Origin of the sequence: Litchfieldia stipae, from assembly GCF_014837155.1 — a bacterium.
GTDB lineage: Bacteria > Bacillota > Bacilli > Bacillales > Bacillaceae_L > Litchfieldia.
This window is the reverse complement of sequence record NZ_JACYHA010000004.1, coordinates 268058-283475: the sequence shown is the minus strand read 5'-3', so window position 1 is coordinate 283475 and position 15418 is coordinate 268058. Positions and strand designations below refer to the sequence as shown.

Sequence of the window (15418 nt, the reverse complement as noted above, 5' to 3'; positions counted from 1 at the left end):
AATGATTTCTAGTGTCACGGAGATGGCTGATGAAGTCAAAGAACAATCATCGTTAATGAGAACTTCCTCAGATGAAATTATGCAAGGAAGTCAGCAAGTCGCTATTACCATGCAGGAATTATCGAATGGAGCGGAATCTCAAGCATCCAATGCACTTGATTTAGCAAATACAATGAATGGATTTGCTGTTAAAATTGGAAACACCAATGAAAGTAGTAAAGAACTCGCGAATTTAGCAAATGGTGTAGCGAGTCTTACATCTGATGGCAAAGAGTTAATGAATTCTTCAATTAACCAGATGAATACCATTAACCAAATCGTGGATCAAGCGGTAGAACAAGTCGTAAGCTTAGATAAACGCACTGGAGAAATCAATAATCTTGTCGAAGTCATTCAAGATATCGCCGCACAAACTAATTTACTAGCTTTGAATGCAGCAATAGAAGCAGCAAGGGCTGGAGAAAGTGGAAGAGGCTTCGCAGTTGTTGCTGATGAAGTGAGAAAGCTTGCAGAGCAAGTAGCTAATTCAATAGTGGACATTAAGCAAATCGTAGAAGGGATTAAGGATGAATCTCATCTAGTTGTCACAGCGTTGGAAAATGGATATTCCCAAGTTGAAATTGGGACCACTCACATCAATTCGACTGGAAAGACGTTTGATGAAATCACAACTGCTATTTCAAACATGATTGCTAAAATAAATGTAACAACCGCTGACTTTGAAATCATAAAAAATGACTCGAACCAAATTGGCGTATTTATTGATAATATCGCATCAATTTCAGAAGAAGCTGCTGCTGGAATAGAACAAACATCAGCATCTGTTCAACAAACAACCAGTTCGATTGAACTCATTGCACAAAATTCGGATAGATTAGATCATTTATTGGAAAAACTACAAGAATTAACTAGACAATTCAAACTATAACTACCAATAGAACAAGCAAACTCGGGACGGTTCTTACGCTTCTTTTTTCCATGGCGAAAGGGACCGTTCTTGTTTTGCCAACACCAGCAAAACAAGAACCACCCCTAATTCACCTAAAACCCAAGCACTGGATGAGGTACGTATGGCTCTTCTAAGAAGGATACTTCCTCTTCAGTTAACTGAATGGATAATGCAGCAATAGCGTCATCCAAATGCGATTCTTTTGTTGCTCCTATGATTGGTGCAGTTACTGGATCTTTTTGGAGCACCCATGCAAGAGCTACTTGAGCGCGAGGAACACCACGCTTTTCGGCAAGTTCCGCAACTCGCTCAACAACTAGACGATCTGCTTCTGCTGTAGTAGCATAAAGTCTTTTTCCAAACTCATCGGTCTCTGAACGAGTAGTCGTTTCATCCCATTCACGTGTTAATTTCCCTCTAGCTAGTGGGCTCCAAGGAATCACGGCAATTTTCTCCGCACTGCAAAGTGGCAACATTTCTCTCTCTTCTTCTCGATATAGGAGGTTTAAGTGATTTTGCATTGAAACAAATCGGGTCCAGCCATTTTTTTCTGCAATATGGAGGGCTTTCAGGAACTGCCATGCATACATCGAAGAGGCTCCGATATATCTCGCTTTCCCTGCCTTGACAACATCATGCAGCGCCTCCATGGTCTCTTCGATTGGAGTATGTGGGTCCCAACGATGAATTTGATAGAGGTCAACATAATCTGTTCCAAGTCGCCGCAGGCTGTTATCAATCTCACTCATAATCGCTTTTCTGGAAAGTCCCGCACCGTTTGGACCAGCATGCATTCGACCATGCACCTTCGTCGCAAGGACAATCTCATCTCTATTTGCATAATCCTTCAACGCTCGCCCAACAATTTCCTCACTCGTCCCATCAGAATAGACATTCGCTGTGTCAAAAAAGTTAATCCCATAATCAAGAGCCTTCTTAATAAGAGGACGACTCTTTTCTTCATCAAGTACCCACCCATGACTCCCGCGCTCTGGCACACCAAAACTCATACAACCAATACAAAGGCGTGAGACATCCATTCCTGTATGACCAAACTTCACATAATCCATTGAACTAAAACCTACTTTCGATTGAGTTTTAAAAGATACAAAAGAGCTTTTAACTGTTCCCTACTAGAATAAGAAACACCTTACATTATTATTTTCCCTTTTCATGGGTCATTTTCCTGCTTGGCAAAACCGGGACGGTTCTCACGCTTCTTTTTAACCAAATTCCCGCAAATCAAGAACCGTCCCCAATTAGACTATTTCAAAGTCCCTCCATTCAGGTGGGAATAGCCGTAGATATTTCTGAGTTAGAAACCGATCATCAACAAGGACAATTACTCCTGTATCTGCCTCAGATCTAATTAATCGCCCTCCCGCTTGCAGTACCTTGTTCATTCCTGGATAGGTATACGCGTAATCATACCCATTCTTTCCGGTATCTTGGAAATAGTCCTTCATAATATTCCGCTCGAAACATAACTGTGGTAAACCTACTCCAACGACAATTACACCATTCAATCTGTCCCCTTTCAGGTCTACCCCTTCAGAGAAAATCCCTCCTAACACAGCAAATCCAATCAATGGTTCGGAGCTTTCTGGTTGAAACTCTCGTAAAAATTGTTCCCTTTCAGCCTCTGTCATACTGGGTTGTTGGATAATCACTTGAATGGAAGGGTCTCTTCCCACAAAATCATCATAGACGCTCTTCATATATTGATAAGAAGGGAAAAAGATTAAATAATTTCCAGGTCGCTGCATGACAAGCTTTGATAGCATATCTATGATTGGTCTCTTAGTATCGTCTCTGTCATGATATCGAGTCGATAACGGTTGGATGAATACGTCTGTTTGTTCCTTTGCAAATGGGGAAGGAATTGAAATCGTATAATCCTCTTGTGTGCCACCTAGCATATCCATGAAATACTGAAGTGGTAAAAGGGTTGCTGAGAAATAAACAGTCGATCGAAACTTCTTACTAATCTGCTGAATCAAAAAGGAAGGATCCAAACAAAACATTTTGATATGAACCTCATTTTTCTCAACTTCAACATATGTTACATATCGTTCGTCATATAGCTTAGCAATCCGGATATATCCTGTAGCTGCAAAAAAAGAATCTAATAGTAGTACTTCCTTACTCTCTGAAGAAGTTGATTGCACAAGCTCAAGTTCAGCTTGCATTACAAATTCTTCAAGTAATTTGATTAAGTCCTCTGGCACTTCCTTTAACACTTGTTCCTCTTTTACAGTACAAGCCTTCTTTAGTTCAATAAAATACTTATTTATTTGGTTCACAGATTCGTACAACGGTGACCCTTTATATTCACGTTTTAATAGTAGAAATGCTGACTTTTTTAACCCCGCTGAAAACATTTCCCTTGCTCGATCAACTAGATTATGAGCTTCATCAATTAGTAATGCCGTTTGTTTCTTATGTTCATCAAAAAAACGTTTCAAAGATACTTTCGGATCAAAAATATAGTTATAATCACAAATAATTGCATCTGCTACAAAGGCTAAATCTAGCGAAAATTCAAATGGACAAATGGTATGCTTTCTTGCATATTTCTCTATAGTGTCACGATTAATAAAGGTTTCTTGAGAAAAAATATCTAGCACAGCGTCATTGATTCGATCATAATATCCATTCGCAAATTCACAGTACTCTTTTTGGCAACGAGTTTCTTCTTTGAAACAAACTTTGTCCTTTGCCGTAAGTGTAACAGCACTCATACATAGACCTTTATTTTTCATAAGAGAAAAAGCTTCTTCAGCGGTTTGTCTTGTGATGGTTTTCGCGGTTAAATAAAAAATTCGTTCCAGCTTTCCTTCCCCCATCGCCTTAACAGCTGGGAAGATGGTTGAAATCGTTTTTCCAATACCAGTTGGAGCATTCGCAAATATGGTCTTCTCCTCTGATATGGTTTTATAAATCGCTCCAGCAAGCTTTCGCTGACCCTCACGATAGGTGTCAAAAGGAAATGCTAGGTTGTTTATACTTTCATCTCTTCGCAAACGATGCTCATGCATTAACATTGCATAGGGTGAATAACACTTCACCAACTCAATGACAAAATCTTCAAGTTCTCGCATTGTAAACTTCATTCGAAATTGCTTCTGCTCTTCTGTCACCACTTGCAGATATGTTAATTGAACATTCATTTCTTGGAGATGGTGATCCTTTGCATAGATGTACGCATAAACCCTCGCTTGAGCCCAGTGTATAGGATATGTATCCTCATCAATTCCACTTAAGTCCTTTGAGGTAGACTTAATTTCATCGATCACCATCTGATCATCACGTATAAGTAACCCATCACATCGCCCTTCAATCAAGAAATTCATCTTTTTATATTCGATTTCCGTCTTAAGGAATACTTCCTTTTGGTCTGTTTCTTGATACGTATTTTGAATTGCCTTATGTGCTTTTGTTCCTTCTGTAAGAGGGGTTGCAGTACGGAAATGATGATCAATACTTCCACTACTGAAGACATATTCAACTAATGAACGGACAGAAAGCTTAATTTCTGGAAGCATGTGATCACCTATTACCTTACTATCTAAATTTGAACTAATTATAAACCGAACGTATATTCCTAACCTATTATAAACTCCAGACACAAGCTAGGCAAATTGGGACGGTTCTTGGTTTGCCAACTTCCGCAAACCAAGAACCGACCCCAAACTAGTATTCAAGTTTCTTCTAAAAAGGAGCCTATTTTTTCATTCAACATAATTTCTTCATACCAGCCTAATTCTATATTATTCTCTCATTTTCCTTTTTATCATTTTGACAATCTAAGTATTAAAGTTCGAAACACATTGGTCTTGCGAAATTTGACAAAAAGAAGTGTGAGAACCGTCCCCAATTAACCAAATTTTTGTGCTATTCTATTTTTAACTAGCGAAGGAGGTATGTGTGAGGATGAATTCTTCAGAGTCAAGAAACCAAGACCAAGCGATTACAAAGGAGCAATTAACTCCAATCCAATGGGCCCAGAAGGCTTGTGACACATTAATGGCGAACTTTGAAGCGGAGATGCTTCCACCGGAACGCTTTCATTATCATCAGGGTGTTTTTTTATCTGGGATGGAGAAGTGCTGGAGACAGACAAAAGAGGAGAAATATTATGAGTATATTAAACGTTGGGTAGATAGCCATGTGCAAGACGATGGTACTATTGCGAAATTCAATTCAACTGAACTTGATGATATCCAGCCTGGTGTGCTGCTCTTTACCCTTTATGAGCAGACCGGAGATGAAAAGTATAAGAAAGCCTTATATAAGCTAGTTCCTCTACTACAATCTTGGAAGACGAATCCTTCAGGTGGATTTTGGCACAAGGATTATTGTCCAAATCAAATGTGGCTGGATGGATTATATATGGCAGGTCCGATAGCCGTTCAGTTTGGCAAGACCTTTGAAGAAAGCGATTACTTTGATATGATGGCCACTCAAGCGATTTTAATGGAGCAGCATACGAAGGATCCGAATACCGGCTTACTATACCATGGTTGGGATGAGACAAAAGAGGCTGATTGGGCAGATCCAGTTACAGGATTGGCTCCTGAGTTCTGGGGACGTGCGATTGGTTGGTATCCTGTGGCTTTATTAGAAATGTTTGATCATCTACCTGAAGATCATCAGGATAAACAAAAGCTTGTACATATTCTTCAAGATCTGCTGATTGCCTTAACCAATTACCAGGACCCTAAAAGCGGTCTATGGTACCAAGTGATTGACAAAACGAACCTATCTGATAATTGGCTAGAAAACTCTTGCACCTCCTTATTTGTTCAAGCCATCGCCAAAGCCGTCCGATTAGGGTATCTTGATAGGAAGTATCTGACGTACGCTTGGAAAGGATATCAAGGTGTTATTGATACACTAGATTTCGATGAGAATAACAATCTCCTCATTGGAAATATTTGTATTGGTACAGGGATTGGCGATTACGCACACTATATTGCCCGCCCAACTAGCACCAATGATCTTCACGGAGCCGGCGCATTTATTCTCATGTGTGTAGAAATGAGTCAAGCCGAACCAATTGGCTAATTGGGGACGGTTCTCATGTTTCATAGACAAAAGGAACGAGGAGTAGTTCATGAATATTCGTAGTTTAGAAGAATCAGATGCCAAGGTGTATCAAGAATTACGATTAAACGCCTTGAAACTCAATCCAGAGGCGTTTGGCTCGACGTATGAGAGAGAAGTTCATTTCAAACTTGAAACGGTAATAGAGCGACTGAAACCAACGGATGACAAATTTACGCTTGGGTACTTCAATGATGAACACTTAGTGGCTATTGTTACCTTTGTACGAGAAGGTGGTACAAAAACAGCCCACAAAGGGAATATTTATGGCATGTTCGTGATGCCAGAATTGCGTGGTCAAAACGTAGGAAAAACACTTCTGCTTGAATTAATTAAGAAAGCATCACATTATGATGGGTTAGAGCAAATCAATTTAACTGTGGTTTCAGATAATAAACCAGCAAAGAATCTATACATATCTCTTGGGTTCGAGGTATATGGAGTAGAAAAAAATGCTCTGAAATTTAATGGTCAATATTTTGATGAGGACCTAATGGTTTTAAAGCTTGGCTGATTTGGGACGGTTCTGATACTTCTTTTTGTTAAATTCCGCAAACTAAGAACCGTCCCCAAGCAGCCCAAAGCAGCAAAAAAGCAGATGATTTCACTAAATCATCTGCTTTTTACCTATCATTCATCACCTAAAGTATGAAACCCCTCTGGATCAATATAGGCTTTTATCTTTCTGATATTGTCTTCGTGGTCGAGTTCTTCCCCTTGATTAATATCTCCTCGTAAATTCATCGCTTCTGCTAATGTGTCATATGATTCATCGTTCGCGATAATAATATGTGCTTGAAAATTAGTTTCATTAATTTCATCATAGATCACCCGATAGACACTTTCAATTGTTTCTAGCGTGACATTGGGATGTTCTTTTACGACCATCTTAGATGATAGATATTCAGGTTGATAGCTATTCATGTACTCTTCTAACGTAATATCTACATTTGTCTCTTCCGCGCTACTCGTTTTCATCATATATGTATGAGACTCGACAACGATTCCACTCTTTTCGAACTCAGCTTTGAGCAATTCTTCAACCTTGTTACTCATTAATTCAGGAATCAAACTATCTGATACCATACTCCCCTCTTTATCTGTTGATGCACCAAATATAACATCCTTTTCAGGATATTCTACTCTATATGTATACTTGCCATTATTGTGACTGGCATGTGTCACTTCCACATCAATTCCATACTTTTCTTTCAATTGAACAACTAACTCATCTTTATTATCTAATGCTACTAAACTACAACCTACGACATTTAATAGTAAAAATAAAATAACTAGACATTGAAAGATTTTTGTCCTTTTCAAAAATGGTTTCATTACTATTACTCCTTCATCCACTGTGCTTAAGTTACATGATGTATTTTTAAGTCATTTTCCCAACAACAAGTGCCACACGCTCCTGCTCTTCGGCCTTATCCAGGTATTCAAATAATCCTACTCGATTTCCCCAAGGGTCAGAAACAGTTCCCCACTTCACAGGAACTTCTGGTCGTGAGTATATGTCAAAATGATCAAGTTGAAGTTTGTCTATGAGTCTCTCTCTTTCAGCTTCAATGTTCGATATTCCAAAACGCAAAGGTCCACTCCCCTCAGCAGGAATTCCTTCTGACACCTGTAGCCAACAACCAGGAATAAGCTCCCACTCTGCAAAACCCTCATGCGGAATGAAATCAGGCTTTCTATCCAAAAAGGTTTCATACCACACTTGACCATCATTCATATTAGCAACTCTAACCTGTATAGTCATCTCAAAAATCATGTCAAATCCCTCCTCTAACTGGGGACGGTTCTCACGCTTCCAACCCGCCTTCCATATTTTAGTATGTATAATAACCCAGATAGAATCAACAAAAAAAGCACTCACCCACCCAAAAGGGTAGATAAGTACTATTTTTCATCACTGATATTCTGGTAACCAATCCCCATGTGCCTCAATCAAATCATCACATAATGAAATGATATCATCGATGGAAAGCTCCGCTGCAGTATGTGGGTCTAGCAACGCTGCTTGGTAAATCTTAGCTTTCTGTTTTGTGAGGGCAGCTTCAATCGTCAATAGCTGAGTATTAATATTCGTACGATTAAGTGCTGCAAGCTGCTCTGGTAAATCTCCTACATAGGTAGGAGTAATCCCACTCGCGTCCACCAAGCATGGCACTTCGACTACTGCATTCTCTGGTAAATTACTTATCAACCTGCCTGTATTTAACACGTTTCCACCTATTTTGAAAGGCTTATTTGTTTCCATCGCCTCGATAATATACGATCCATACTCATGTGTGCGCCTATGTTGCAGGTTTTTATCATTCACAAGATCATCACGCATTTTCTTCCAACCCTCAATTTGGTTAATACAACGACGAGGATATTCATCCAATGGAATGTTATATCGATCAATTAACTCAGGGTATTTGCTTTTGATAAAATATGGATGGTACTCCGCATTATGCTCAGAGGATTCAGTTACATAATAACCGAACTTATCCATCAACTCAAAACGAACCATATCATCATGCTTTTCCTTTTGCTTCTCCTTCGCCCGCTTCTTGATTTCTGGATAGAGGTCCTCACCATTTCGAGTGATTTCTAATAACCAGGCCATATGATTAATTCCTGCAATCTTCCACTGAATCTGATCCTTTGGCATATCAAGTGAATCGAGTAAATGGTCCGTACAAATCTGAACACTGTGACATAGGCCAACCGTCTTAATTCCCTCCTGCAGCATCACATTTGTTAACACAGCCATCGGATTCGTATAATTTAAAAACCATGCATCTGGACAAACTTCCTTCATGTCACGAGCAAATTCTTGCATCACAGGGATTGTTCGTAGGTTTCTGAAAATCCCTCCAATTCCCAATGTATCTGCAATCGTTTGACGCAATCCATATTTCTTCGGGATTTCAAAATCAGTAATTGTACATGGATCATATCCACCAACTTGAATTGCATTAATTACATATGTCGCCCCACGTAACGCCTCTTTGCGATCATAGTATGCGGTTACATTAACAGTCGAGTTTAAGCTTTGTTTCATATTATTTAGCATCATCTCTGAATCTCGTAATCTTTCATGATCGATGTCAAACAAAGCAAATTCAAAATCCTGTAATGCTTCCACCGTCATACAATCACCAAGGACATTTTTTGCAAAAACAGTACTTCCTGCACCTAAAAAAGTAATTTTAGACATTTTCGTTCCCTCCATCAACACAGAAGTGTTTTGTTGTTATATCAACAATTTTAACGAGAAGAAAACGCTTATACAATCGTAAATAAAATTAATATAAGTAAAATATTGCTCTTTTTTCAATCAAGAAATAATTGATCGATAGGCATATATGACTGGCTATTTCGATACTCACTTGGTGTTACATCTAAGACACTTTTAAAGACTTTACTGAAATAATTTCCATTTGTATACCCAACAGCACTAGCGACTTCTTCAATCGACAAGTCCCTATTTTTCAATAAATCTAACGCCTGATTCATTCGAATTTTTGTCAAATACTTAATTGGCGTATCATTCACGGCTTTATGAAACAATCTTGTAAAATGATATTTAGATAATCCCGACACGCTCACAATATCATTCAATGACAAATCCTCCTGATAATGCGTCTCCATATATTTTATCGCTTTGGCAACAGCTAATGGTAACTTGGACCCTTTCCTCTGTTCATGCTCAAAGTATTGCATACACTCCATCAAAAAGGTATAAGCATGACCTGATGCCTCATAGGAATGATGGATTCCTTTCGTCTGAATCCTCTCTAATGAATGATAAATCTGTTTAATCGGTCTCGCATCTGTAGGCAACGTCAAAAGATGACCATGTCTCTCCGTTAACGTGTGATAGTAATGAATCGCTTCTTGCCCATATAAAGTAATATAAATAAATTCCCAATGACTCGAATCATCCGGCAAATAATAGCAGTGATCACTCGGAAGTTGCACTAGGAACGCATCTCCTTTTTTTAACGAGAATGTCTGCTCACCGATACGAATGGCACCCTTCCCACCTAACGTATACTGAAAGATGACCCTTCCATTCTCACTTCGCTTCATCCCATCCCACTCGTATACCTCATTTGCTCGATATTCCTTACCTATCGAATGGATTCCAGCCACACGCTCCTGCTGGTCCCCCCTCAACTTGAACCCATAAGAATGATAATTACGCTTCTCCACCATCAACTCACCTCCAAGGCTAATTGGGGACGGTTCTCACGCTTCCACGTCCACGCCCCTAAAAAACAAGCGTGACTAACTATTCCCCGCCCCTATTTCCTCACTACAATTGGTTCTAATTCAGCCATCGACGTGCTTATCTTTCGTTTCGCCAAAATCATGAATCCAACACCTATTAACAACACCGCACCCACGCCCAACGACACATTCGTCGAAAGATATTGTGAAATCGCTCCTGACAGAAAAGTCCCGAGTAACCCTAACACTCCCCCAATGACATAGGTTGCACTCTTCACCCTCGATAGCAGTTCATAAGGAGTGACTCCTTGATGCACTGAAGATTGTACGACAAATGCGACCGATAACGCTCCATCAAATAAGAACATCCCGACACAAGCAAGCCAATACACATTTGAACATAAGATCATCGCTACACCAAGTCCTGAAATCACTAATAGAACACTTAATAATGGCACCCAGCTAGCCTTTTTCAGCCACTTCATCACCACAACTCCGACAATATTTCCTACCCCTGCAAAGGCCAACAATACTCCCGTTTGTTCAACTGACAATTGTAAAATCGTACTCGCATGAATGATTACTGTTAGAACTATAAAAACCGTAGAAAAGCTTAATATAGAATAACTAATCGTACTAATCTTCTGCGCAGAATTGGCAGTTAAATAGGCAATCCCTTCAAATGACTGCTTGTAAAAATCAAAGACTCTCCCTTTACGAACTCCATCCTTCATTTCAGAATAGCTCTCAATCCTATCTTCATAATGAACGAGTCTTATATAAATCATTGACATCAGTGCTAATATTCCACAGGAAAACATGGTCCAGCCGACACCAGCCTTCGCCAATAAATAGCCTCCTATAATTGGGCCAATCAAAGTACAAATAGCATCAGCCCCCTCTAGCTTCGTGTGTGCCTCCACTAGATTCTGTCTCCCCGCTACCTTAGGAATCATCACATTAAACGCTGTTCTACTAACCAACCCAAGGATCCCCATCATAAACAATACACACGAAATGACTAAACTATTAATCTCTTCTTGAACAAACAGAAATGTGAGGATAAACACACAAACGGCATATAGCATATTTGCACCAGTTGCCACCTTCACCTTGTCCTTCCTCTCAATCCACGTACCGATAGGAATAGCAAAAATGATCGGTCCAAGCTGTTGTGAGAGTGCAACGAACCCAGTCACTAATGGAGATTTCGTCAATCCAAGAACAACAATCGGAATCAAAAGCTCCTTAAATCGAGAACTCAAAATAGAGGATAAGTTTGACAACCACATATTCATAAAATTCCTATTTAATAAAAAGTGCTGCATACACTCAGCTCCCAATAACTCGATTTACCCATGTAGACAGTCCCCATACTAAAAAAAGCCAGAGGGACTGTCCCTCCGACCCTTCTCACCAATCATTATAAGTATAACTTTTCTCCCCGCAAATTGGGTCATATTTCTCACAATAATCAAGGAGCTTTCTGCTTTTTTCTTCCAATGAAAACGCTGCTGTTGAAAAATATTCAACCACATCCTCCTTGCTTCGCATCTTCTGATCGTTTAAACAAAAAATCTCATTTTCATTGTCACCATATGGATTAAAATGTCCATGACGACACGATTGACAGCATGCTATGTGGACGCCTTCAGGAAGCTCTCTCTGCAAATACTTAATAGCCATTTCAATTGAGTCAGAAGCCTTTGATTGAACATCTTGATCCATCACTCGAACGTCCAAATGAATGTTCCGCCACTCATCTTCCCCAACTACACAGTAAAATAGCTTTGTCGGGAGAACCGAGATCTTTCCATTAATGATATAACGGACATTCAACGTATCTATTTTCAACCGAAAAACCTCCTACACTAAACCACGGGAGCTATCCCCGCGGTTCGCCAACTCCCCCTACTTCCCTTCAAGACAGCGATAAACCGCCATCATATCTTGCTTATTCAATTCACGAATCCGACTAAAGATCGGGATGTCGGCGACTTCCTCCGTTATTAGACTTGCATCAATAACATCCTTCACCTTCCCCGTCAACCAGGTCGATACCTCAACACCGTCAACGATTTCCTTACGACCTTCCTCATCAATCCCGCTCGCAGAACAGCTTATACAAGGAATCGTCACTTTATAAACACCATCATGCAAATTATCCTCTGTCAGAACCTTCTTCCCTTTACAGAACGGACATGGATGACTCGACTTAATCTTATTAATTTGTGTAACGATTTTTTTATAACCAAACGCTTCATACACATAGGTTAACTTCTTGAAGGTCCCATTGGTAAAATACTTGTCAATGATCGTCTCTCTCGTCTCCATTACATTTGGAAAATCACAGATCGTCACTTGATTTTTACGACTAATCGTTTCAATATTCCCCTTGATCTCTTCCCAGAATGGTAACGCATTTTGTAGAACCACTTCATAGCCAACAAAGCTACCTAGCTCCAGCTCTAACATTTTCAACTGAACTTTGGTTTCCCTTGGTAACAATGACACATCCTCAGTCAGGACCATCTCTCCGCCAACAATTGATTTTAACTTCAACAACTCAGGAAGTTCTCCAACCGTTTGAATCACGTCATCAAGCGGCATTTGTATGATCTCACGAATATCTGTATCCCCAAATCTTAATTTCTTATGGTGATTTAACACACTACCTTCACAGATTGGGCAAACAATCAGTTCTTTCGTTTCCTTCATCTTCTCTTTAATGATTGATTTCGAAATAAAGATATAACGCCCAATGATAAGATTGAAGCCTTCCCATGTTCTTCTCGTCTTTCCTTCTTTATCATAGAACGACTTCTCCCAATACCCATATAAAAAGGTATTCTTCTCATCTGCTGACATGTCATTGTAACTCTTACTTAAATCATGACCGAGTTCATTCTTTATCTCTTCAAACAGAAATTCCAGCTTCGCAAATTGGTAGAATTTCAATACCTCCATCACATCTGGGTGTAGCATTCCCTCCCAGAAAGGGACCGTTTTGTCTTGAATCACTACATCCATATCAAACGTTTCAATCACACGGCGACCAGAACAGCTTGGACAATGATTATTCTGTGTGTAGAAATCAAAGCTACTTGTGTCCTTATTCGTCGGATGTGCTGAGACGATATGATTAATCACACCACCGATTTCATAGAGAAAGCTATATTGGCTATATAAATGTCTTTCTAAATCAATCGCAATCACTGGGGCAATTTTATCAGATTCATATTCTCCATAAATAACACGTGCGATTGGCGATAAACTCTTTAGAATCCCACCCTTATAGACATGTTCTGCCATTTTAAAATAAGAGATTTGATTCTCACCTACATAGGTCACACCGTTCATATGATCCAATGCCGAAGAAATATGTAATGGCTCAACATCCTCTTCCTTCTTTTTCTGACGATAATAATCATCATGACTAACAACCGCAAGCTCTCTTACAGGCTCAATCTGTCTTTTTCCAAAATCAACGATAAAATCAGAGCTCTCCATCATATACGCATTATGCTCAATCATCATAATCGACACTGATTCATCCTCAAGAATCACCCTGACACTATCAATAAATTGGTTCAAGATATTTTGCGACAACCCCTTTGAAGGCTCATCAAAAATAAACAAAGTATGTGGGTTTCTTGCATTCGAAAATAACTCAGAAACTAAATGAACACATTGAAACTCACCAGTTGATAATGTTTGAGTTTTTCGTTCTAATGTCAAATAACCTAGTCCAAGCTTGATTAATAGACTTAGACGCTTATGGGCAATATCTTCATTCGGAAGCTCGTCAATTATATCCTCAATAGAGCGTTGGAACATATCATCAATCTCATCACTATACTTCGTCAGCTTCTTTTTTATATCTAAAAATGTTGCCACAGTTGATCTGCTCGTAATCGATTGGTTGCGATCCTGTCCAACCATGACTAGCTTATCCTTTGGATATCGCTTCTGAAAATCCTTAGCAATACATTCATTCACAAGCGTCGATTTACCACATCCAGACTCACCAGTAAAGGTGACAAGTCTATTTTTTGGAATCTGAATGTCTTTCATTTGAATATTACGACAGTAGAGATCATGAAAATGATAGAAATCAGTTGGTGCCACCGAATTTCGTTCCCACATAACCGGTTGTGGTCGAGGTGACTCTTCCACAATTTTCCCACCGTACTTTCCACTTCCTGGTCCAAAGAACAATGGATCATCCGCTGTTTCAAGCACCGTATCAGAATGATCAATCAGCCAAATTTGATTCTTATTCCCCAATTGTTCGATCTGTTCAAGAATTTTCAACAATGTTTCATGATCAAGGCCAACCGAGATTTCATCAATAATAATGACTGTATTTTCACTTGTAGCCATAAATTCAGCTAAGTAAAGTCGTGTTAATTCTCCACCTGACAAGGTCCCCATAATTCGATTCAAGCTCAAGTAACCAATATTCATATGGATAATGTTTTTTAGAATTTGTTGCTTCTCTTCACTAATATGTAGTTCCTCTGAAAGGGAATAAATCGCTTCAATACTTAAATTGTTAATATCTGAAATACTATGTGGTTTATTCAATAAGTCTATTTTTTTCTCCTCAACCTCTGGAGAATACCGTTTGCCACCACACTTTTTACATTCAACATTCTTCGTCGTACCACGTCCTTTACAACCAGGACACCAACCTAATGCATTATTAAAGGAAAATACCTCTGGTGAAACATGAAAATACTCTCCAAGTCGCATACGAATCTCTGTAAACACTCCTGTATGAGTGCCAATTGTTGAACGAGGATTCGATGAGATCGATGATTTTCCTAGAAAAAGCACTAAAGGCATGTCCTCCATCTTAATTGCACTAAAGTTTGTTTCCATGATTTTCGGAAACAAATACTGATACTCAGCCTTAGGCAATAAAGAAACAAGACGCTTCTTCGATTCCTCTCCAATCGTCTGGCAAAACGTCGTCTTTCCAGATCCAGACAGCCCAGCAATCCCTAACGATCGATCCTCCGGCAAATCAACATCTAAACGATGAATATTATTAGCTATTAATTGATTAATCTTCAATCGCCATCCACTCCATTCTCTAAATCTAGTATAGCCATGTTAGCACAACTTGAA

The 15418-nt window shown here is 39.3% G+C and carries 12 protein-coding genes; 3 read left to right on the top strand and 9 right to left on the bottom strand.

Annotated features, from left to right (window positions below; genetic code table 11):
- The first annotated feature begins 1 nt into the window (after position 1).
- The gene (locus F7888_RS23045; RefSeq protein WP_412095985.1) at positions 2–928 is read left to right on the top strand and encodes a methyl-accepting chemotaxis protein; all 927 of its coding nucleotides are present in this window, start codon (positions 2–4) and stop codon (positions 926–928) included.
- A gap of 113 nt (positions 929–1041) precedes the next feature.
- On the opposite strand, the gene F7888_RS07200 is transcribed toward F7888_RS23045, so the two are convergent.
- Both F7888_RS07200 and F7888_RS07195 read right to left on the bottom strand, forming a co-directional pair.
- The gene (locus F7888_RS07200; protein WP_191778489.1) at positions 1042–2019 is read right to left on the bottom strand and encodes an aldo/keto reductase; all 978 of its coding nucleotides are present in this window, start codon (positions 2017–2019) and stop codon (positions 1042–1044) included.
- A 189-nt stretch (positions 2020–2208) separates the two neighbouring features.
- Positions 2209–4494 (bottom strand): ATP-dependent DNA helicase, encoded by a 2286-nt coding sequence (locus tag F7888_RS07195; RefSeq protein ID WP_191778488.1) that lies wholly within the window; start codon positions 4492–4494, stop codon positions 2209–2211.
- A gap of 388 nt (positions 4495–4882) precedes the next feature.
- Between F7888_RS07195 and F7888_RS07190 the strand changes: the two genes are divergently transcribed.
- Positions 4883–6016: a glycoside hydrolase family 88/105 protein gene (locus F7888_RS07190; RefSeq protein ID WP_191778487.1), complete on the top strand. Its 1134-nt coding sequence runs from the start codon at positions 4883–4885 to the stop codon at positions 6014–6016.
- Between the two features lie 49 nt (positions 6017–6065).
- On the top strand, positions 6066–6569 hold the full coding sequence (locus F7888_RS07185; RefSeq protein ID WP_191778486.1) for a GNAT family N-acetyltransferase: 504 nt from the start codon (positions 6066–6068) through the stop codon (positions 6567–6569).
- Between the two features lie 116 nt (positions 6570–6685).
- On the opposite strand, the gene F7888_RS07180 is transcribed toward F7888_RS07185, so the two are convergent.
- The 7 genes from F7888_RS07180 to F7888_RS07150 form a co-directional block, all read right to left on the bottom strand.
- Complete coding sequence (locus tag F7888_RS07180) at positions 6686–7390, bottom strand: hypothetical protein (protein ID WP_191778485.1); 705 nt, start codon at positions 7388–7390, stop codon at positions 6686–6688.
- Positions 7391–7436: 46 nt separating this feature from the next.
- Positions 7437–7832 (bottom strand): VOC family protein, encoded by a 396-nt coding sequence (locus tag F7888_RS07175; RefSeq protein ID WP_191778484.1) that lies wholly within the window; start codon positions 7830–7832, stop codon positions 7437–7439.
- Between the two features lie 138 nt (positions 7833–7970).
- A complete protein-coding gene (gene melA / locus F7888_RS07170; RefSeq protein ID WP_191778483.1) occupies positions 7971–9269 on the bottom strand; it encodes an alpha-glucosidase/alpha-galactosidase in 1299 nt (432 codons plus the stop codon).
- Positions 9270–9385: 116 nt separating this feature from the next.
- Complete coding sequence (locus F7888_RS07165; RefSeq protein WP_191778482.1) at positions 9386–10270, bottom strand: AraC family transcriptional regulator; 885 nt, start codon at positions 10268–10270, stop codon at positions 9386–9388.
- A gap of 89 nt (positions 10271–10359) precedes the next feature.
- Positions 10360–11613, bottom strand: a complete 1254-nt coding sequence (locus tag F7888_RS07160) for an MFS transporter (protein ID WP_191778481.1) — start codon at positions 11611–11613, stop codon at positions 10360–10362.
- Between the two features lie 85 nt (positions 11614–11698).
- Positions 11699–12139: a hypothetical protein gene (locus F7888_RS07155; protein WP_191778480.1), complete on the bottom strand. Its 441-nt coding sequence runs from the start codon at positions 12137–12139 to the stop codon at positions 11699–11701.
- 57 nt (positions 12140–12196) lie between these two features.
- Entirely contained in the window at positions 12197–15364 is a 3168-nt protein-coding gene (locus tag F7888_RS07150) for an ATP-binding cassette domain-containing protein (protein ID WP_191778479.1), read from the bottom strand.
- Between the last annotated feature and the right edge of the window lie 54 nt (positions 15365–15418).